Here is an 18,549-nt window from a genome sequence, read left to right as displayed (position 1 = left end):
TGTAGCGACCGCTGCACTCTTAGGAGGAACTATGAATGATACTCAGATAGAAAAAGTTAAGTTTTTCAAAAAAGAACGTGACCGTTTAAACGCCCGTAGCAGAGCTTTATCTATGTCAAAGGTTAATTGTGTAAGGATAACATTAGGAAGTCGAACAGAGGGCAAATATGACTATGAAGAAGCATTTTTTGATGATGAAATAACTGTATCAGTCATAAAAGAATTTGTAAAACTTTTACAAGAAAATGACGAAATAAATTTTGAAAAATTGAAAGCAAAATTAAAGCACGTAAAAATAAAATTCTAGGAGGTAATATGAAAAAAGCATACAAAGTATTCGAACCAGATTGGATATGTAGGGATTATGACTATAAAAGAAATGGAAATGTAATAGGCGAAATATATGAAATGGATGGAGAAATTGAAATATGTGAAAGAGGTTTCCATTACTGCCCTAAATTAGTTAATTGTTTTAATTACTATGGTTTTAATAGCAATAATAAAGTAGCAGAAATAGAAATTTTAGGTGACATAAAAAATGATGGTGACGATAAAGAAGTTACTAATAAATTTAAGATTATAAGAGAATTATCATGGCATGAGGTACTTGAATTAGTTAATGTAGGTTCTGGCAATACAGGAAACAGGAACTCAGGAGACTGGAACTCAGGAGACTGGAACTCAGGAGACGGGAACTCAGGAGACTGGAACTCAGGAGACTGGAACTCAGGAAACTGGAACTCAGGAAACAGGAACTCAGGAAACAGGAACTCAGGAGACTGGAACTCAGGAAACTGGAACTCAGGATATCTAAATACTATTACACCTGATACTATACTAGTTTTCAATAAAGAGTGTAGCCGAGAAACATGGAATAAAGCTATTAAACCTGATTTCATGTATTTCGATGTTTTAAATAAGTTCATTTATACTTGTGACATGACAGATGAAGAAAAAGAAAATAATCCTGATTATGAAGCTTTAGGCGGATGTTTAAGAAAAATGACATATAAAGAAGCATGGAAATATAGCTGGAATAATGCTAATAAAGAAAATAGAAAACTTATATTAAAGCTGCCAAACTTTGACAATGAAATTTTCAAAGAAATAACAGGAATAGATGTTTGCAAAGAGCTTGAAATAGATAAATAATTCTGAGGGGATCACTCCCCTCTTGATTGGAGGAATGATGAATTTTAGAGAACATAAAGAAGAAATAAGAAACTGGATAAAAAATAACATTGAGAAAGATGATTATATTTTAATAGGTAAAAACTCAATAAATTTAACAGGATATTTTGATTCTGGCAGAGTTAATCATGCTGAAATATCTGAAATATCTGAAAAATTTGAATTTAGAATAATATTAGATGGCGAGGAGCCTATTTTTGAGATAGATTACGAAGATATGAGTTTTATATTTAGTCTAATAAAATTCTTATATACATTAAAATCTTAGGAGGAAAGATGGAAGAACTTATTTGTGATAACTGTAGATTTGCTGTAGATTACGAAGCAAGAGAAGGAACATATTACTGTTTCTTTTATGAAGGTACTGTGGAACCACATGAAACTTGTGATTGTCATGAATTGAGAGCAGAAAGGAGCAGCAATGACGACTGATAAAGCTAGAAAAATATTCAATGAGTACTTTACATATAAAAATTTAAAAAAACAACATATATACTTATTAGTTTACTTTGTTCAAAATGAACTGGATAATTTTGAAAATAAATCAATGGAAGTTATCAAAATAAATATAAATATGAGAAAGAACGGACTTAAATTTGCAGAAATATTAGTAAAAGGTAGTAATTTTAAGAGCCGTGAAGGCATTACTTTCAATCAAGATGGATTTGTAGGCTTTGCCGGATGGGCTGATTCAGAGAATTGGAAACCTTTTGTTATTGGATTTTGCAAATGGATAGATTATATATTAATGAAGGAGAAGCTATGACTTTTAAAGACAAGGAAAAAGAAATAGAAGAACTTATTGATGATGAGGAAATATATAAAAATTTCTCAAGTATAAATGTTTCAGGAGATACTTATTTAGAAGCTGAATTATCTGAAACATGTGAAAGTATTGCTATGATTTATAGAAAAAATAAAGTACATCTATATAACAGCTTCTTAAACAGTCTAACAATAGAAAATACAACTGCTATTTTAGACCTTATGAAAAAAATTAAACGGATAATGGATGGTGAATAAATGAGAGAGATTAAGTTTAGAGCGTGGAGTAGCGGAAGAAAAGAAATGGCAGAAGTAGAGAGCATTCATTTTAAGGGTAATGCTGTATATTTAATATCTAAACATCTAAGACTTGTAGCTAATTTAGATGAGACAGAATTAATGCAATTTACAGGGCAAAAGGATATGAATGGTAAGGAAGTTTTTGAAGAAGATATATTAAAACTGGAAAACGGAGATTTTGGCATAGTTCAATATAACAATTTAAATTGTAACTATTATATTCAATTAATCAATTACCCTTTTAATGTAGCAGTAGAATTCAAGAAAGTATTTTCATATCAATCTAAAGTTGAGATTATTGGAAACATATACGAAAATCCTGAGTTGCTGGAGGTATAACATGGGTATATTGCTAGATAAACTAAACATAAAGGAACTATCGGACACAAAATTAAGAGATGAGATTTTAAGGGCGGAAGAACAGATAAAAATTCTAAAACTAACGGAAAAAGAATATCAAGGATATTTAAGAATGCTAGAGGCAGAAAGAGAAAAACGAGCAATTGAACAAAACAAGAAAATCAACGGATATGGGAGGTATTGAAATGCAAACAAAACACATAGAGAAACTGGAAGAATTAAAAGGGTATGAGTGGGAATACCATGGTAAAAAGTTTCTTCTCACCGGACAAGATTATCTTGTCTTAAAACAAACAGATACTTTTGATAACAAAGGATTATTATGTTGTATCTCTTTAAGATTCATAGGCTTAGAAAACCTCGCAGAACTAGAATTCTACGGACTCAAAGTGATACTTAACGAAAAGCCTAAGCTTACGAGGAAAGAGAAAATACTTATAGAGTGTCACGAAGATGAATTTTTCATAGCAAGAAGCGAAAATAATAGTTTATGCATATTCGAGAAAATGCCACAGCAATGTTCATTAGGTCACTGGGGCAGAATTTGGGGTGATGACAGACTTGTAATAAACAGCGAACTATTCCCCTTCATCACATGGGAAAGCGGAAAAGCTTGGAGTAAATCGGAGTTAATGGAATTAGAGGTGAAAGAGTGATCGAAATTAAGAACTTAAAAAAACAATATAAAAAAGCAATGTTAAAAAGAATATGGTTAAATATACTATTTTATTTTCCGTTCATTGATGTAGACGGGGTTTTATACAAATTAGAGCTAGCTTTTTATGATGTCCAATGCTTGAAAATAAGAATGGAAGATATAAAATCCGGGAAAGTAAACCATGATGACACAGTTACTTTTTTTCCAAGAACAAGGGCTAACATGGATTGTGGAAAATGCACAGCATTTGAAGAATGTAAGAGACTTTTTTAAGGAGGACTAGCATGTGGAGATGTAAAAAGTGTGGCGGAAATGTAAGAGAAGCGGAATACAAGAAAAATTATTATGAAATAGAAAACGACGGAAGTATCGGAAAGTTTATTGAAGAAAGTGAACTTAGCGAATCAAAATATTTTTGTACAAGATGTGGGATAAAATCAAGCTACACCTTAGGAGGGTTAAAAAGAATAGCAAAATGGGAAGATAATTAAAAACGTTCGCTCTTTCTAACAAGTACGAACAAAAGGAGGAATAAAATTAGCGGGAAAATAAAATATATAGGAGGAATAATGTATATCAAATTTAAAAATTATGTAATAAAAAGTGATTCTAATTCTTATCAAATAGGAAAAGAAATAACCAATAATGAAGGTGTATCAATTTTTATAGCTCAGTATCACTATGCGACTTTACATCACTGCCTAGCCGGACTTCTTAATTTGGAGATTCTAAAATCAGAAGCGACGGATATAAATGCACTACAAGAAGATATAAAAATTGCTTTTGAAGAAATAAAAATATTGTTCAGTGAATCTGGAAGATTTGATCTACTACATGAAGATTTGAAGAAATAGGAGGATTAACTATGAAAATAGAAAACGTTGAAAAAATCATCAAATTAAATAATAAGCATGAAGCAACAAAAGAAATTAAAGGAATTTTAAAACTGGCAGTAACTGAAAATACAAATATGGAAATAAAACTTAAAGGCGAATATTTCAATTATACTCTTAATTATGAAGATTTGAGATTAATAGATTCAAAATCTGAACAAGAAACTTTCCTTTCTAAACTTCTGGAGCTGAGTGAAGCAAAGATAGAAGAAATTGAAAAGGAAATCAAAGAGATTTAGGAGGTAACATGAAGAAATTTCTAATTATTGGTATCTGTATTTCAATAGCCTGTTTGGCTATATACTTGAGTGAGATTTGAGGTGAAAGGGTAAATGGAACGATTAAATTTAAAAAACTTTGATAATAATTTACATGAATATGTATTACTAGATGTACTAGAATTAAAAGATGGAAGAAAAGGAATTGTTACATCTTTTGGTAGCAAAGATCAATATTTAGTGGATGTTTTTTATGGCAAAGAATGTAGATTAGCCGGTGCTGATTGGGTTTGGAAAAATGAAATTTTAGCAAAATCTGTAAGTCAGAGAGAATATATTGAAATTTATTTAAACGAACTAATCAATTTCACTTCAAGACATAGAGCACGTGATTATTATGATGAAGATATTGAATATATCAAAAAACATCTGTCAAAACTAGAGAACGGAGGGAATTAATATGCAGCAGTTAACAAAAGAGGAAAGAGAAGTTTTAAAAGAAAAATATTCAGATGGTTATAGATTTGTAGCACGTGATGGAGATGGCGAAGTGTATGCACATAGTTCAAAACCTGTAAAAGGTGGTTTAGATTGGGATGGTGAAGGTTACTATGACTGGATATCCGATTACGTCTATTCAGATTTCAAATTCATCAAATGGGAAGACGACGAGCCGTATGAGATTGAGAAATTGTTGGAGGGAGCGAAATGAAAAAGAAAATATTTATAGTATTTATAATATTATCAGTCTTATTAACAGCAGAAGGTATAAGAAAAATGTGGTTGATTGACAGCAGATATGGTCTAGATATTGGCTTAAGAGGAGATACTTTAAAAGTTATTACATGGGTTGACCCTCAAACCAATATCGAATATTTGATCTTTGAAGATAAAGGACATAAAAGCCTTGGTATATCAGTCGTACCTCGATTAAATGCAGATGGAACTTTAAGAATTGTTAAGTAAGGAGAGTGAGAAAAATGAAAAAGAGAGTTAATGTTGACATGAAAATAGTTGATACATTAATATCATTTGATATATTAATGGAAATGTTGACAGAAGATTTTATGACAGGTTTGTAAGGAGACAATATGAAAAAAGCGGTTATATATGCAAGATTTTCAAGTGATAATCAACGAAGCGTTTCTATTGATGCACAGATCAGAGCAATAAGAGATTATTGTTCTAAAAATAATATTTTAGTTACTGATACTTATATAGATGAGGCTATAAGCGGAACTTCTGCTAATAGCCGAGTCCATTTTTTGAAAATGATTGAGGATAGTAGCAAAAATAATTTTGATTATGTTGTTGTTCATAAATTAGATAGATTCGCTAGAAATAGCTATGATCAGGCATACTACGAGAAAAAACTTAATGATAATAGGGTAAAAATTATATCAGTGCTTGAACAATTTAACGATTCCCCAGAACACGTAATTTTGAAAGGTGTCATTACCAGTATGAATGAATACTACTCCTTAAATCTTTCAAGGGAGACTAAAAAAGGACTTTATGAAAACTTTTATAACTGTCAACATGCTAGCGGGATGCCACCACTGGGCTTAGATGTGGATAAGGAAACAAGAAAATATGTCATTAATGAGGAAGAAGCTAAAATAGTAAGATTAATATTCAGGCTATCTCTTGAAGGTAATGGTTATGCTTTCATTTCAAATTTTCTAAATAAAAAAGGCTATCTCAATAAAAGAAAACGACCTTTTGGAAAAGGTGGAATAAGGGATATGCTATTAAATGAAAAATATATAGGCAACTACATCTTAGGGAAAAAGAATAAAAAAGGACAACTCACAGGGAGAGAAAAAATTCAAGAAGGTGTTATACCGGCTATAATTGATAAAGAAACATTTTACGCTGTACAAGATATTTTTAAAAACAGAATTGCATCTAAAAAATCAAATGCCAAAGTTGATTATTTATTAACTGGATTTTGCAAATGCGGAGAGTGTGGAGGTTCATATTCAGGTGCCGGCAAGATAAAAGGGAGAAGTAAACAATACGATTCTTACGGATGTACAAGTAGAAAAAGTAAAAAAACCGATTGTATAAATCCTAAAATAAGAAAAGAAGTTCTGGAGCATATCGTTTTTAAAGCAATAAAGGATGAAATATTTTCTCCTGATAGATTAAATATATTTATTCAAGAACTAACAAAAAAAATAGATGATCAGAACAAAAATATTGACGTTCTGACTAAAAAGAATGATCAAGCTATACAAAATATCAAAAATAAAAAAGAAAAGCTCCTAAGCTTATTTTTGGACTCTCATTTGAATGAGGATGAATTTAAACCAAAAAATGATGAGTTGGAATTACAATTAATTGAGAAAATAAGAGAGAGGGAAAATTTGAACCGAGGAAACGGCATAGACGTCAATAAAATCAAAGCCTACGTAAGAAAGTTGGTTGAAGGGTTAGAAAATAAAAATGTCTCTATAAAAAAACAAATTCTTCAAACATTCGTTGAAGAAATTCTAGTATTTAAAGGGCATATAACCATCCGGCTAAAATTTTTTGGTCTACCGGACGGGGGTAATGATGGTGGAAGTGGCGGGAATTGAACCCGCGTCCAAAGTAAAAGCCGACTACCGTCTTCTACAGGTTTAGTCTATTTATCATTTTTAACAGTGTGATATTAAACAAACAAAAGTCACAAAGCGAGTCTATAAAATTTCCTCTTCCGTTATAGACATCTGAAAGAGTAAGCTGTTAATAAATGACACCGCTGATAAGAGCAACAGCATCTCTAGTCAGGGTGAGCCGCCTTATTAGGCAGCTAAAGCGTAATTATCGTTTCCGATTATTATTTGGTTGGATTTTAAAGCTCCCGCTTACCTGCTGACAGTAACCTTTTTACCCTGTCGAAACCTTGACACTCCCAAGTAACACATATTATACTACACTTTCTTATTTTTTTCATTATTTTTTTTACTTTTTACAGAAAAACTTTATATTTCCGGTATTGTAATACTGCAAAATAAAATTACCTAAACAGCAGGACAGAAGAATTAATTTGACAAACAGAAGTTTTTCTGTAATAATTTTAAATTATAACCAGAAGGTGATTTTATGAAGACAGATTTAAGAATTTTAGCATATAATTATATAAAAGATAAAATATTAAATAATGAATATGCCTCAAACCAGATAATAAGCGAAAAAATGATATCCGATGAACTTTCTATCAGCAAGACCCCGGTTAAAGAAGCCTTTTTATATCTGGAAAGCGAAAATTTTTTAATTATTAATCCGAGAAAATCTGTTTCTGTACGGGAAGTAGATCTAAAGCTGATAAAAGATGTTTTTCAGGTTCGTTCAAGAATCGAACCGCTGATTGTAGAGCTTACCATAAATTCTATGGATAAGGAAATGCTGACAAAATCTCTTTTGGATTTCAAAGAGAAATTCAAAAAAATGTCGTCTGTTAAAATTGTTGATAATGATGAATTTGATATATTGTATGACAGCTACAGACATTTTTTCGCAGATAATTGTGCCAATCTTTTCTTTTCCAGTCAGATGAATCTTGTTTATGATCATCTTCACCGTATCAGAAAAGTTTTATATGGAAATAATATGAGAAGGCTGAAAGCTCTGGAAGAGCATATTTATATAATTGACTGTATTTTAGATAATAACTCTGCAGAGTTCATAAAGGAACTTTGTGAAAAGCATATTGAAGAAGCTCAGATGGACTTCTTTAAAAACCTTGATAATCTAAATCTTTAATTTTATATGCAGATATTATCAAAAACAATATCTGCTTTTATTTTGCCGATCCCCAAAAACAGGCATCTAAAAATCACTGTGAAACACAATAAAACATAGTGATTTCTTTATATTTTCAAAAATTTTAAAAATTTTTTTTCAAAATATAACATTTTTAATTGACAATTGCTGAAAATCAGATATAATTTATATATATGTTGAAAAATAATTCATCAAATAAAAAAAAATTTATCAAATAAAATATATAAATATATATAATTAATCATATTGATATCAATGTTTAGTTTTATATATTTAAAATTTTTTTCAATATAAAATCAATAACGGAAGATGGTGTAAAGAGATATGTATAAGATAGTCGAAAAAAGAATATTGGCTCCTTCAATATTCCTTATGGATATTGAGGCTCCGAGAGTTGCTCAGTCAGCAGAACCAGGACAGTTTATAATACTTATAGCGGACGAGAAAGGTGAGAGAATTCCTCTTACCATCTGTGACTATGACAGAGAAAAAGGACTTGTTACAATAGTTATCCAAACTATTGGAAATTCTACAAGAGAATTATTCGATTATGAAGCAGGGGATTATTTTCATGACTTTGTTGGTCCTTTAGGAAATCCTTCCGACTTCATACACGAAAATATAGATGAGCTGAAAAAGAAAAATATTCTTTTTGTTGCTGGAGGACTTGGAACAGCTCCTGTTTACCCACAGGTAAAATGGCTTCATGAAAACGGGGTAAATGTGGATGTTATAATAGGTGCTAAAAACAAAGAAGCAGTTATTATGGAAGAAGAGATGAAAAAAGTAGCAAAGGATGTTTACGTGACTACTGATGACGGCTCATACGGATATAAAGGGCTTGTTACTGATGTTTTAAAAGATCTTGTTCAGGTTCAGGGAAAAAAATATGACGTAGTTGTAGCCATAGGACCTATGATCATGATGAAATTCGTATCAATCCTTACTAAAGAGCTTGATATTCCTACTATAGTCAGTTTGAATCCTATCATGGTAGACGGTACCGGTATGTGCGGTGCCTGCAGAGTTACCGTAGGCGGGGAAGTAAAATTTGCATGCGTTGACGGACCTGAGTTTGATGCTCATAAAGTTAATTTTGACGAAGCATTAAGAAGACAAACTATGTACAAAACTGTAGAAGGAAGAATACAGCTTAAACAGGAAGAAAAGGGAACACACCACAGAGAAGGCTGCGGTTGTGATTCTATGAAAATAGATGTACCGTTTGATAAAAAGAAAAAAACCGAAGACATTGTTCAGCCGGCCGAAGAAAGAGTAACAAACTTCAGTGAAGTAAGTCTCGGATATACAAAAGAGCTGGCAATGCAGGAAGCTACAAGATGTCTGAACTGTAAAAATCCCCGTTGTGTGGATAACTGTCCGGTAAATGTACAGATACCGCAGTTTATTATGGAAGTAAAAGCCGGAAACTTTGAAAAGGCTGCCGAAATTATTCTTGAAACCAATGCACTTCCTGCTGTATGCGGAAGAGTATGCCCGCAGGAAGATCAATGTGAAGGAAGCTGTGTTGTCGGAATTAAAAATGAACCTGTAGGTATAGGAAGACTTGAAAGATTTGTGGCAGATTATGTGAGAGAAAAAAATATTACTTTCCCGTCTAAAATAGTGAAAAACGGAAAGAAAGTAGCTGTAATCGGAAGCGGACCTTCTGGTATAGCATGTGCCGGTGATCTTGCCAAAAGCGGTTATGATGTTACTATTTTTGAAGCTCTTCATGAACCGGGAGGAGTTCTTGTTTACGGAATTCCGGAATTCAGACTTCCTAAAGAACAGGTTGTAAAACCTGAAATACAGGGTGTTATGGATCTTGGAGTCAAAATAGAAACTGATGTTGTAGTCGGAAAAACTCTTACTATAGATGATATGCTGGGAAAAGAAGGCTTTGAAGCTGTTTATATTGCTTCTGGAGCAGGATTACCTAATTTCATGCATATAAAAGGGGAAAATTCCAACGGAGTTCTGTCAGCAAATGAGCTTCTTACAAGAAGTAACCTGATGAAAGCCTTTGATGAAAGCTATAAAACACCTATAAAGCTTGGTAAAAAGGTTGCTGTTGTCGGAGCCGGAAACGTTGCTATGGATGCTGCCAGAACAGCATTAAGACTTGGATCGGAAGTATATATCGTATACAGAAGATCTGAAGAGGAATGTCCTGCAAGAGCAGAGGAATTAGAGCATGCCAAAGAAGAAGGAATTAAATTTTTATTCCTGAATAATCCTGTAGAGATTCTTGCAGATGAATCAGGATGGGTAAACGGAATGAAATGTATAAAAATGGAACTTGGAGAGCCTGACGACAGCGGAAGAAGACGACCGGTAGAAGTTCCGGGTTCTGAATTTATTCTTGATGTAGATACTGTTATAATGTCAATAGGTACTTCGCCTAATCCTCTTATATCACGTACTACTCCGGGATTAGAGCTAAACAGATGGAAATGTATAGTTGCAGATGAGGAAACAGGAAAAACTACAAAAGACAGAGTTTATGCCGGAGGAGACGCAGTTACAGGTGCTGCTACAGTTATCCTTGCAATGGGTGCCGGTAAAAAAGCAGCTAAGGCTATAGATGAATTTTTGAAAGAAAACTAGTTTAATATTATAAATTCCCGGAATTTTACAGCCGGGAATTTTTATTCAAAAAAATATTTTGACTGACAAAATATAAAAATATATTTATCAAATTCTTCAACTTTAACCCTATAAAATATTATGTTTAGAATTTTAAAAAATTCTTGACTTTTTATTTTTTATAATATATAATTATTTTGTTAATCAAAGTATTTGACTTTAATACACGTGAAAATTTCTTTTTACTCCAAAAAGTCTTCATATGAAGGCTTTTTCTATTTGATTATGAAAATCTAAATTACTAAAATACATCTGTATTTCTGATTTATAAAACCTATTAAAAAAAGAACCCTTTTTCGGATTCTTATATATATCTGCTTAATCAATTTTTTCACCTATATACTGAATACCTTTTAGTACTTCTCCTGAAACTTTTACCCCGTCTTTTCCGACTTTCACGCCTGATGTTGAAACTCCTGACGGCGAAATACTTACGTCTCCGGCTTTTATCCCTCCGCTTCCGATCTTTACAACTTTGTAATCTTCTGAGTTAATACCTCGGCAGTCATTTTTATTATCTATTGATAAAATTATTCTGTCTTCTGAATAAACTATACATCCTGATTTTACACTATATTGTTTTGTATTTTGTTCCGGAATAACATATATTTCTGTATCTTCATTTGAAGTATGTCTAACTGCATAGATATCATCGGAAAGAAAGTTCTTCACCCATATTTTTTTAGTTTCTTTTGTGTCTTTTACTATTTTTACATTATTAGCACTTATTTTTACTGCTTTCGGCTTTGAAACAGTAACCTGTTCATAAGTTCCAAGTATACTTCCCGCTATTCCTATATTCGTTACAAACAAAAATAAATAAAAAAATCCTGAAACTAAAATATTTTTCTTCAATTTCATATCTAACTCACACTCCCATTTTTTTATATATTATAACACCAATGTGAATTTTATGTGAAATATAAAGGATATTTTGTTTAATTAAATAAAAAAACTCAAAATTATCTTAATAATATACTATCTCCTATATCCATTAAATATTTCTTCAAATAATTTTTTATACTTCTGTATATTTCACTTCTATTATTAACCCCATTATATGTAAATTAAAAATGCTTTGATTGAATCATTTAAATTTCTGTGGTATAATTATTTTAACCAAATTCGCAAAAGTATTATGACCTATAGTAAGGTCTTTTTTTATTGATATACTTCATTGTTCCGGAATATTTATAATTATTATTTTTACTCTCTGAATTCAGTTTTTCATGCAATATACTTTCTTATAAATATGTGGTATCATAAAATAGAGCCCAATGGAAAGGAAGCTATGAATAAAAATAATATTGATTTTATCAAAGAAAATAATCTTTATTTTAATACTAAAGTACTCGAACAGCCGGTCTTTAAAAATTCTCTCAAAGTATTCAAGCTTTATGACCCCCAAAAAAACACTTCTATACGAAACTTCTTTATATTTAATGAACCAAACTATGAAGAATTTGAAAACAATGCGTTTCAATATTCTTACGGACTATTAAAAAAACTTCCTGACGGTTATTCCATAAACTTTGATTTTGTTATCTTTCATAATGAAGAAAAACAAGTTCTGGAGCTGAAAGCTGATTTGATTATTTCACCGTTAGAACGAGTAATTGCAACTAAAAGTGCTTTTGCCGAAAATTATTTAGAGCTTCAGGTTAAGCTTACAGATGAATTAATAAAATATATTATATAATCTGAAAAATTGGGCTCTCTATTACTAAGCTTAAAATTCTTTGATATCAATCCTCATCTTATCCAAAAAAATACAATTCATTTCTAATCATACCTGCAAATTCTAAACTGTATTTGATTTTTTAAAGTCCAAAAAAGTGATATAGCTATTTTTTTATGCACTAAACAAAAATAAAGAAGTCCCGAAAGACTTCTAATGCTAGAATAAATACTAATAATTCCTTATCAGTAAGATCAATTATAACACAAGTTTAAAAATAAGTCAACTTACAAAAGAGCAGACTAAGCTGCTCTCAAATAAAAAATTGTTACTAGTCTCTAGCACTGCAATTATAACAAATAAGAAACTGTTTTACCAATATTTTTTATAGATGGGTAATATTAGTATGCTAAATGACTTAATCAAAGAACATAAAAATAAGTTATTAATGAAAATTATCAGAAATAATTTCAATTATTGAAAAGAAAATAAAAAATATTTCTGACCCAAATTTAAGCAGTAAAAATGTACCAAAATTATATTTACAAGAAAAAACAATTCAAGGAAGAATATTTATTTAATTAAATTGAAAAATTAAAAATTATCCTGTATAATTTAATTGAAACATTTTTTATTTTAGAAACGGAGAACCGGCAGATGAAAACAATGACTTATGATTACCTGAAAGAAATGATTATAAACAACAAAATACCCGCAAGTGAAAACCTTAATGAAAGAACTATCGCAAAAGAACTGAATATCAGTACTACACCTGTGAAAGAAGCCCTGCTTCGTCTGGAACTGGAAAATCATATACAGATTTTTCCCAGAAGAGGTATTTATATAAAGGAAGTCAATCTGAAGCTTATTAAAGATGTCTTCCAGGCCCGTATGAAACTGGAACCTGTATTGATCGAACTAACCATACAATCAATGGAAAAAAAACTCCTTTTGAAGAATCTGTTGAATCTAAAGAAAGATTTTACTGATATTTCAAGAGTAAAAAATCTTGATGTAGATATTTTTGATAAGGTTTATGAATCTTTCAGATATTTTTTTACCAATAACTGCAATAATCTGTACCTTACGAAGCAGATGAATGTCGTGTATGATCATCTCCACAGAATCAGAAGATCCTTATATAAAGAAGATCACAGAAGACTTGAAGGAATAGGGGAAAGTATCGAAATAATAGATTCGATAATTAACGAATCACCGATAGAAATCACAAGAAGTCTTTCTGTAAAGCATATTGAAAATGCTCAGAGTGATTTCTTCTCAAATCTGGATAATCTAAAAATTTAAAATTTTAAAAATCATATAAATTTTTACACAAAAAAACTGCCTGAAATATTTTCTTTTTTAGAAATGGCTATTTATTTCATGGCAGTTTTTTTTGTTATTACTTATTCAATACTCCTGTTCCCAAATTATATTATCTAGGTTTGTTGCAAAAGGAACAGGCACAGGTATTTTGACATTAAGAGGTATAGTTATTAATTAGACAAAATACCGGAATTTATATTATACAGCAAAGTTATATTGTATCTTCTTTTCTGTTTTTACTGTTATCTTACCATTTTTAATTACATAAAGTCTTTCCGGAATATCTATAATTGCATCCTTTACCTTTTTTGTATCCAGTAAAACCATATCTGCATTTTTTCCTGCTTCAAGACCGTATTCTGTTATTCCTATTGCTTTTGCTGGATTTACAGTTATCATAGAAAGAACAGTTTCTATATCATCTGCACCTCCAAGGTGTCCTACTGGTATTGCAAGCATTGCAGTCTGCATTAAGTCTCCGTTTCCATACGGTGTGAAAGCATTTCTGATATTATTTGTACTTATACATACATTTACTCCGCCGTCTCTTAATGCTCTTATAGGTGTTATTCCGCGTCTTACATTATATTCGTCGTTTCTTCCTCCGAGATGTAAATCTGTAGCAGGAAGGCTCATAACATTTATTTGTGCTTTTCTCATTAATTCAATGATCGGCAGCAGTCTTTCTCTTTCTATGGCTCCGAGACTAGTCAAATGACCTACTGACACTCTTCCCTCGTAACCCTCCTTTATTGTCTTTTCACACAGATACTCTATTGTCATCCCTTCCGGTCCGTCTTTAAAATCCTGATGAAAATCAAGCGGTCTATTATATTTTTTTGCTATTTCAAAAACAAGATCTATATGCTCATTAGCCGGAGCGTCATTATAAGGAATTCCTCCCACAGCATCAGCACCCATTTCCATTGCTTCATACATCATTTTTTCTGTTCCCGGCGTTTTGAATATCCCTTCCTGCGGGAACGCCACTACCTGTATGTCAACTACATTTTTAAATTTTTCTTTCAGCTTTAAAATTGTTTCAAACCCTGTGAATCCCTGACTCGGATCAAATTCCGAATGAGTTCTTATATGTGTAATCCCGTGCTGTATCAGCATCATTAAAACTTTAGTTGCTCTTTCCTCTACATCTTCTTTTGTAAAAGTAGGCTTTAATTCAGCTGTTACCTTTATCGCCTCTGCAAGAGTTCCTGATCTGTTGGGAAGTCTGTCAGCTATTAATGCTTTATCCATATGAATATGACTTTCTACAAGTCCCGGAATAAGTACTCTTCCGTCTGCATCTATTTCTTCGCTGGCTTTTTCAGCTATATTTTCTTCTATTTTTATTATTTTTCCGTCTTTTACTGCTACGTCTTTAAGGTTTTCCTTGTCTGAAATTCTGGCATTTCTGATTATTATATCCATAATTTTCCTCCTTAGATTTTATTATATATCATTTTTCCGATTATACAAAGTAAGAGATTACCAATAGTATACCAAGACATCCGAGAATCCATTTTGAGTTACCTTTAACCACATCTATAATAGGGATTCTGAATCCTGATGATAATGCCTGCATTGTGATATTTACGAAACTCATCTGACTGCCAAGACCTACACCTATTGCTACAAATCCTAATTCTACCGGTGAGAAGCCAAGCGAAACTGCAATCGGTATTACCAGAGTCAGTATAGAGCCTACATATGCTCCTGCCGGTACACCTACAAGGAACCCTGCAAGCACTGCAACCGGAACCACAAGACTTTTCGGCGCTATTTCCGCCACACTTACTATAGCTGCAAAAGCTCCTGTTTCACCTATTATATTAATGAAAGTAAGGAATATTCCCACGCTGAATAATCTTACCAGTATATAATTTGATCCTTCCACCATTGAATTTGATGATTCTCCTAAAGATAGTTTAGTACACAGAGCTATTAGTATAATTGTAACTATCGAATAAACAAGCGGTGATATTAACGGCATCCCTGCTATCTGATTTACAAACGGTCCGAAAATAACTGCAAATAACAGGAAAATTGTAGGTATTGTCATTATAAACAATTCTTTGTTGCTTTTTGACGAGAATTCATCCTCGTGATCCTCTTTAAAAATTACTTTTCTTTTTCTTGCTCCGTAATATCCCAAAGCAATAGCAAGTATTGTGAACACTAAAGCAAATATTTTCATCATTGAAACATATTCTGCCACAGGTATATTACTTAGTTTAGAAACTATACTTGATTCCAGTGATGCAGGTGATGTAGTAAAACAAACCGCTGCTGCTATAGACATCGCCGCTATCAGCTCAGGTATAGCTCCTACTGCTGCAAATGCAAGCGGTGCAATAACCATAGCACTTCCTCCGCCGATTCCCGACATATATGTAGCTGCTGCCTGCAGTATAACTATGAACGCTGCCAGATATTCTACTTTTCCTTTTATTCCTCTCTTTACAAGTGACAGCGCAGAAGTATACCCTCCCGATTTAAATACTGCCATTGCAAGAGCTGAGTTTATAATCGGTACAGTAATTGTCAGCATAGCCGGTATTGATTTTAGTAAAATTCCGTTTGCTTCTCCAAGTGATATTTTTCCTATCACCATTGCAAGAGCTCCGCCTACGAATCCTGCTACCAGCATATCGAATTTTTTGTACAGCATAAATATTATTATTATTAACGGTATTACAGTTAACACTGCCATAAATCCCTCTGGTTTCTGTATTACTTTTTCAGCCTCTTCGGCAAATGTTATTCCTGAAACGAATAACATTGAAAACATGACTTTTAAAATCAAAGAATTTTTCTTAAACATTTTTTTCCTCCTGTCAGGAGCTCATTCTCCTGTAAACTAATTTATTTATTATTTACCTGTTATTACTGTTCCCGTTAATCCGTTAATCCCGTCTTTTGCCTTTTCCAGTGATGTAATAAGTGCCTTTTTATCCGGATTACTCTTTATAAATTTTATTGCGGCTTCTACTTTGGGAAGCATTGATCCCGGAGCAAAATGTCCTTCTTTAATATATTGCTCTGCTTCACTTACTGATATTTCATCAAGCCATTTTTGATCCGGTTTTCCAAAATTAACAGCTACTTTTTCTACGCCTGTAAGTATTATCAGATAGTCTGCTTCCAGAAGCTCTGCCAGTCTTTCACTTGCAAAGTCTTTATCTATAACTGCCGGAATACCCTGCAGCTGGTTTCCGTTTTCAATTACAGGAATCCCTCCGCCTCCTACCGTTATTAGCACATGCTCTTTTTCTACCAGATCTTTTATTATTTCAGCTTCTACGATTTTTTCAGGCATTGGCGAAGGTACCACTCTTCTGTATCCTCTGCCGGAATCTTCCGCCATTATATATCCTTTTTCCTTCTCTATTTTTTCAGCTTCTTCTTTTGTATAAAATATTCCTACAGGCTTTGTAGGGTTTTCAAATGCTTTGTCATTTTTATCGACAATCACCTGTGTAATTATACTTGCAACAGATTTACCCATATTTCTGTTTCTGAGTTCTTCTCTTACTGCACTTTGCAGATGAAAGCCTATATATCCCTGACTCATTGCACCGCATTCCGGAAAATCAATATCAGGAATTTTATCATCAATTTCTGCTGCTTTTCCAAGTGCTGTATTTATCATTCCTACCTGCGGTCCGTTTCCATGTGTAAGTATAACCTGATTTCCTGCCTCTATCAGATCAACTATAGGTCTTGCTGTTTTTTTTACAGCTTCAAGCTGCTCTTTTGGTGTATCCCCAAAAGCATTTCCTCCCAAAGCTATAACTATTTTTTTTGACATTTTTACCTGTCCTCCTGTTTCATTTTCTACACTGTTTTTAAGGCCGTTATAATATACAGTAATATTCCCATAAGAGTATCTACTCCCGATGTATGACCGTTTTTTATCAGATTTTCATAGCTTTTGTACAGTGCTTTTTTCTCTTCCTCTTTATTTATATTATTCAAAAGTAGTTTCTTGCAAAATTCCGTTATATTCAGGCTGAAACAGGAAATCACCCCGTAATACAGATACTCTGCCGAGATATCCGTAGTTTTCTTATATATATCCTGCATCAGTTCCTTTTTCAATTTCCCTGTTTTCTTATGATTAAAAAAATTCATCGCTGCCATTATTCCTATTATGAAATCATCGCCGCCCGGTGTAAGTCCTTCGCCTCTTCCCAAAAAGTAATTATAACTCTTTATCTCTGTTTTCCCAGCTTCTATATCTTTTCTTATATTATTGATTTTTACTAATACTTCTTCGTTTAAGGTACTGTTCTCCACATCGGTAATTACCTTTACAAATTCTCTGCTGCCTATTCCGAAACCATTTTTTTCATTATTTCCCAAAAAATAATCCAGAATCTCTTTTATATTTTTCTCCGCATTTTTTTTATCTGCCTGAACAGGCAAAATCCTGCTGTCATATACCTTGCCCCGTAAATTCAGCTTTAAATCCATGTCTTTAAATAATAATGACTTTTCTGTACTGTCAAAAATTATTTCTTCCCGGTTTTCCATATCTGCTGTTATTTTTTTTATGCAGTATTCCGGAACCTGTATACCGAAAGGAGGCATAACTGTATTATTACAGCTTATATTAATGAGTCTTTCGCCGAATTTCAAATTAATACTTGTTTCGAATAAACTGTGCAGCTTTCCTTTATCTTCCTTCTCCAAAACTAACAATATATTTTCTGAATAGGAATTCGAAGACACAGCTCTCAT

Annotated in this window: 26 protein-coding genes and 1 other RNA gene; 21 read left to right on the top strand and 6 right to left on the bottom strand. The window is 32.3% G+C overall.

All coding sequences use genetic code 11. The features are described from left to right. Positions 1-31 precede the first annotated feature (31 nt). The 17 genes from STERM_RS03985 (at position 32) to STERM_RS03910 (ending at position 6,967) form a co-directional block, all read left to right on the top strand. Entirely contained in the window at positions 32-307 is a 276-nt protein-coding gene (locus STERM_RS03985; protein ID WP_012860280.1) for a hypothetical protein, read from the top strand. Between the two features lie 8 nt (positions 308-315). After that, complete coding sequence (locus STERM_RS03980) at positions 316-1,152, top strand: pentapeptide repeat-containing protein (protein ID WP_012860279.1); 837 nt, start codon at positions 316-318, stop codon at positions 1,150-1,152. A 37-nt stretch (positions 1,153-1,189) separates the two neighbouring features. Then, positions 1,190-1,459, top strand: a complete 270-nt coding sequence (locus STERM_RS03975; protein WP_012860278.1) for a hypothetical protein — start codon at positions 1,190-1,192, stop codon at positions 1,457-1,459. A gap of 8 nt (positions 1,460-1,467) precedes the next feature. Next, positions 1,468-1,623, top strand: coding sequence for a hypothetical protein (locus STERM_RS22030; protein WP_012860277.1), 156 nt, complete (start codon positions 1,468-1,470; stop codon positions 1,621-1,623). Continuing rightward, entirely contained in the window at positions 1,613-1,957 is a 345-nt protein-coding gene (locus STERM_RS03970; protein WP_012860276.1) for a hypothetical protein, read from the top strand. The genes STERM_RS22030 and STERM_RS03970 overlap by 11 nt, the downstream gene beginning before the upstream one ends. Next, a complete protein-coding gene (locus tag STERM_RS03965) occupies positions 1,954-2,214 on the top strand; it encodes a hypothetical protein (protein ID WP_012860275.1) in 261 nt (86 codons plus the stop codon). Before STERM_RS03970 ends, STERM_RS03965 begins: the two co-directional genes overlap by 4 nt. Next, on the top strand, positions 2,215-2,595 hold the full coding sequence (locus STERM_RS03960; RefSeq protein WP_012860274.1) for a YopX family protein: 381 nt from the start codon (positions 2,215-2,217) through the stop codon (positions 2,593-2,595). It abuts the gene before it with no gap. Position 2,596: 1 nt separating this feature from the next. Further along, positions 2,597-2,800 (top strand): hypothetical protein, encoded by a 204-nt coding sequence (locus STERM_RS03955; protein WP_012860273.1) that lies wholly within the window; start codon positions 2,597-2,599, stop codon positions 2,798-2,800. Further along, the gene (locus tag STERM_RS03950; RefSeq protein ID WP_244407214.1) at positions 2,760-3,272 is read left to right on the top strand and encodes a hypothetical protein; all 513 of its coding nucleotides are present in this window, start codon (positions 2,760-2,762) and stop codon (positions 3,270-3,272) included. Before STERM_RS03955 ends, STERM_RS03950 begins: the two co-directional genes overlap by 41 nt. Continuing rightward, positions 3,269-3,547 (top strand): hypothetical protein, encoded by a 279-nt coding sequence (locus STERM_RS03945; protein WP_012860271.1) that lies wholly within the window; start codon positions 3,269-3,271, stop codon positions 3,545-3,547. The genes STERM_RS03950 and STERM_RS03945 overlap by 4 nt, the downstream gene beginning before the upstream one ends. An 11-nt stretch (positions 3,548-3,558) precedes the next feature. Continuing rightward, positions 3,559-3,765, top strand: a complete 207-nt coding sequence (locus tag STERM_RS03940; RefSeq protein ID WP_012860270.1) for a hypothetical protein — start codon at positions 3,559-3,561, stop codon at positions 3,763-3,765. A 78-nt stretch (positions 3,766-3,843) separates the two neighbouring features. Continuing rightward, complete coding sequence (locus tag STERM_RS03935) at positions 3,844-4,128, top strand: hypothetical protein (RefSeq protein WP_012860269.1); 285 nt, start codon at positions 3,844-3,846, stop codon at positions 4,126-4,128. An 11-nt stretch (positions 4,129-4,139) separates the two neighbouring features. Next, the gene (locus STERM_RS03930; RefSeq protein WP_012860268.1) at positions 4,140-4,406 is read left to right on the top strand and encodes a hypothetical protein; all 267 of its coding nucleotides are present in this window, start codon (positions 4,140-4,142) and stop codon (positions 4,404-4,406) included. 93 nt (positions 4,407-4,499) lie between these two features. Then, entirely contained in the window at positions 4,500-4,844 is a 345-nt protein-coding gene (locus STERM_RS03925; protein WP_012860267.1) for a hypothetical protein, read from the top strand. 1 nt (position 4,845) lies between these two features. After that, on the top strand, positions 4,846-5,097 hold the full coding sequence (locus tag STERM_RS03920) for a hypothetical protein (RefSeq protein WP_012860266.1): 252 nt from the start codon (positions 4,846-4,848) through the stop codon (positions 5,095-5,097). Then, the gene (locus STERM_RS03915; RefSeq protein ID WP_012860265.1) at positions 5,094-5,351 is read left to right on the top strand and encodes a hypothetical protein; all 258 of its coding nucleotides are present in this window, start codon (positions 5,094-5,096) and stop codon (positions 5,349-5,351) included. Before STERM_RS03920 ends, STERM_RS03915 begins: the two co-directional genes overlap by 4 nt. Positions 5,352-5,476: 125 nt before the next feature. Beyond that, complete coding sequence (locus STERM_RS03910) at positions 5,477-6,967, top strand: recombinase family protein (protein WP_012860263.1); 1,491 nt, start codon at positions 5,477-5,479, stop codon at positions 6,965-6,967. On the opposite strand, the gene ssrA is transcribed toward STERM_RS03910, so the two are convergent. Then, positions 6,946-7,286, bottom strand: a transfer-messenger RNA (tmRNA) gene (ssrA, locus tag STERM_RS21545). The genes STERM_RS03910 and ssrA overlap by 22 nt on opposite strands. 189 nt (positions 7,287-7,475) lie before the next feature. Between ssrA and STERM_RS03905 the strand changes: the two genes are divergently transcribed. Together STERM_RS03905 and STERM_RS03900 are read left to right on the top strand one after the other, a co-directional pair. Next, complete coding sequence (locus STERM_RS03905; protein WP_012860262.1) at positions 7,476-8,135, top strand: GntR family transcriptional regulator; 660 nt, start codon at positions 7,476-7,478, stop codon at positions 8,133-8,135. Positions 8,136-8,480: 345 nt separating this feature from the next. Then, on the top strand, positions 8,481-10,766 hold the full coding sequence (locus STERM_RS03900) for a bifunctional dihydroorotate dehydrogenase B NAD binding subunit/NADPH-dependent glutamate synthase (RefSeq protein ID WP_012860261.1): 2,286 nt from the start codon (positions 8,481-8,483) through the stop codon (positions 10,764-10,766). Between the two features lie 357 nt (positions 10,767-11,123). On the opposite strand, the gene STERM_RS03895 is transcribed toward STERM_RS03900, so the two are convergent. After that, positions 11,124-11,666, bottom strand: a complete 543-nt coding sequence (locus tag STERM_RS03895) for a hypothetical protein (RefSeq protein WP_012860260.1) — start codon at positions 11,664-11,666, stop codon at positions 11,124-11,126. Between the two features lie 391 nt (positions 11,667-12,057). On the opposite strand from STERM_RS03895, the gene STERM_RS03890 reads away from it, so the two are divergent. Continuing rightward, a complete protein-coding gene (locus STERM_RS03890; RefSeq protein ID WP_147289465.1) occupies positions 12,058-12,504 on the top strand; it encodes a hypothetical protein in 447 nt (148 codons plus the stop codon). Between the two features lie 636 nt (positions 12,505-13,140). Next, positions 13,141-13,788 (top strand): GntR family transcriptional regulator, encoded by a 648-nt coding sequence (locus tag STERM_RS03885; protein WP_012860258.1) that lies wholly within the window; start codon positions 13,141-13,143, stop codon positions 13,786-13,788. 219 nt (positions 13,789-14,007) lie between these two features. Here the strand turns inward: STERM_RS03885 and STERM_RS03880 are convergent, their stop codons facing one another. Genes STERM_RS03880 through STERM_RS03865 form a run of 4 tightly spaced genes read right to left on the bottom strand, consistent with a single transcriptional unit; the run spans position 14,008 to position 18,549 of the window. After that, the gene (locus STERM_RS03880) at positions 14,008-15,237 is read right to left on the bottom strand and encodes an amidohydrolase family protein (protein WP_012860257.1); all 1,230 of its coding nucleotides are present in this window, start codon (positions 15,235-15,237) and stop codon (positions 14,008-14,010) included. Positions 15,238-15,277: 40 nt separating this feature from the next. Further along, entirely contained in the window at positions 15,278-16,630 is a 1,353-nt protein-coding gene (locus STERM_RS03875; protein WP_012860256.1) for a hypothetical protein, read from the bottom strand. Positions 16,631-16,678: 48 nt separating this feature from the next. Further along, positions 16,679-17,617, bottom strand: a complete 939-nt coding sequence (arcC, locus tag STERM_RS03870) for a carbamate kinase (protein WP_012860255.1) — start codon at positions 17,615-17,617, stop codon at positions 16,679-16,681. Between the two features lie 26 nt (positions 17,618-17,643). After that, entirely contained in the window at positions 17,644-18,549 is a 906-nt protein-coding gene (locus tag STERM_RS03865; protein ID WP_012860254.1) for an oxamate carbamoyltransferase subunit AllH family protein, read from the bottom strand.

Source organism: Sebaldella termitidis ATCC 33386, assembly GCF_000024405.1.
GTDB classification, from domain to species: Bacteria; Fusobacteriota; Fusobacteriia; order Fusobacteriales; family Leptotrichiaceae; genus Sebaldella; species Sebaldella termitidis.
Note: the sequence above shows the minus strand (reverse complement) of the source record. Positions and strands in the feature narration are given on the sequence as shown.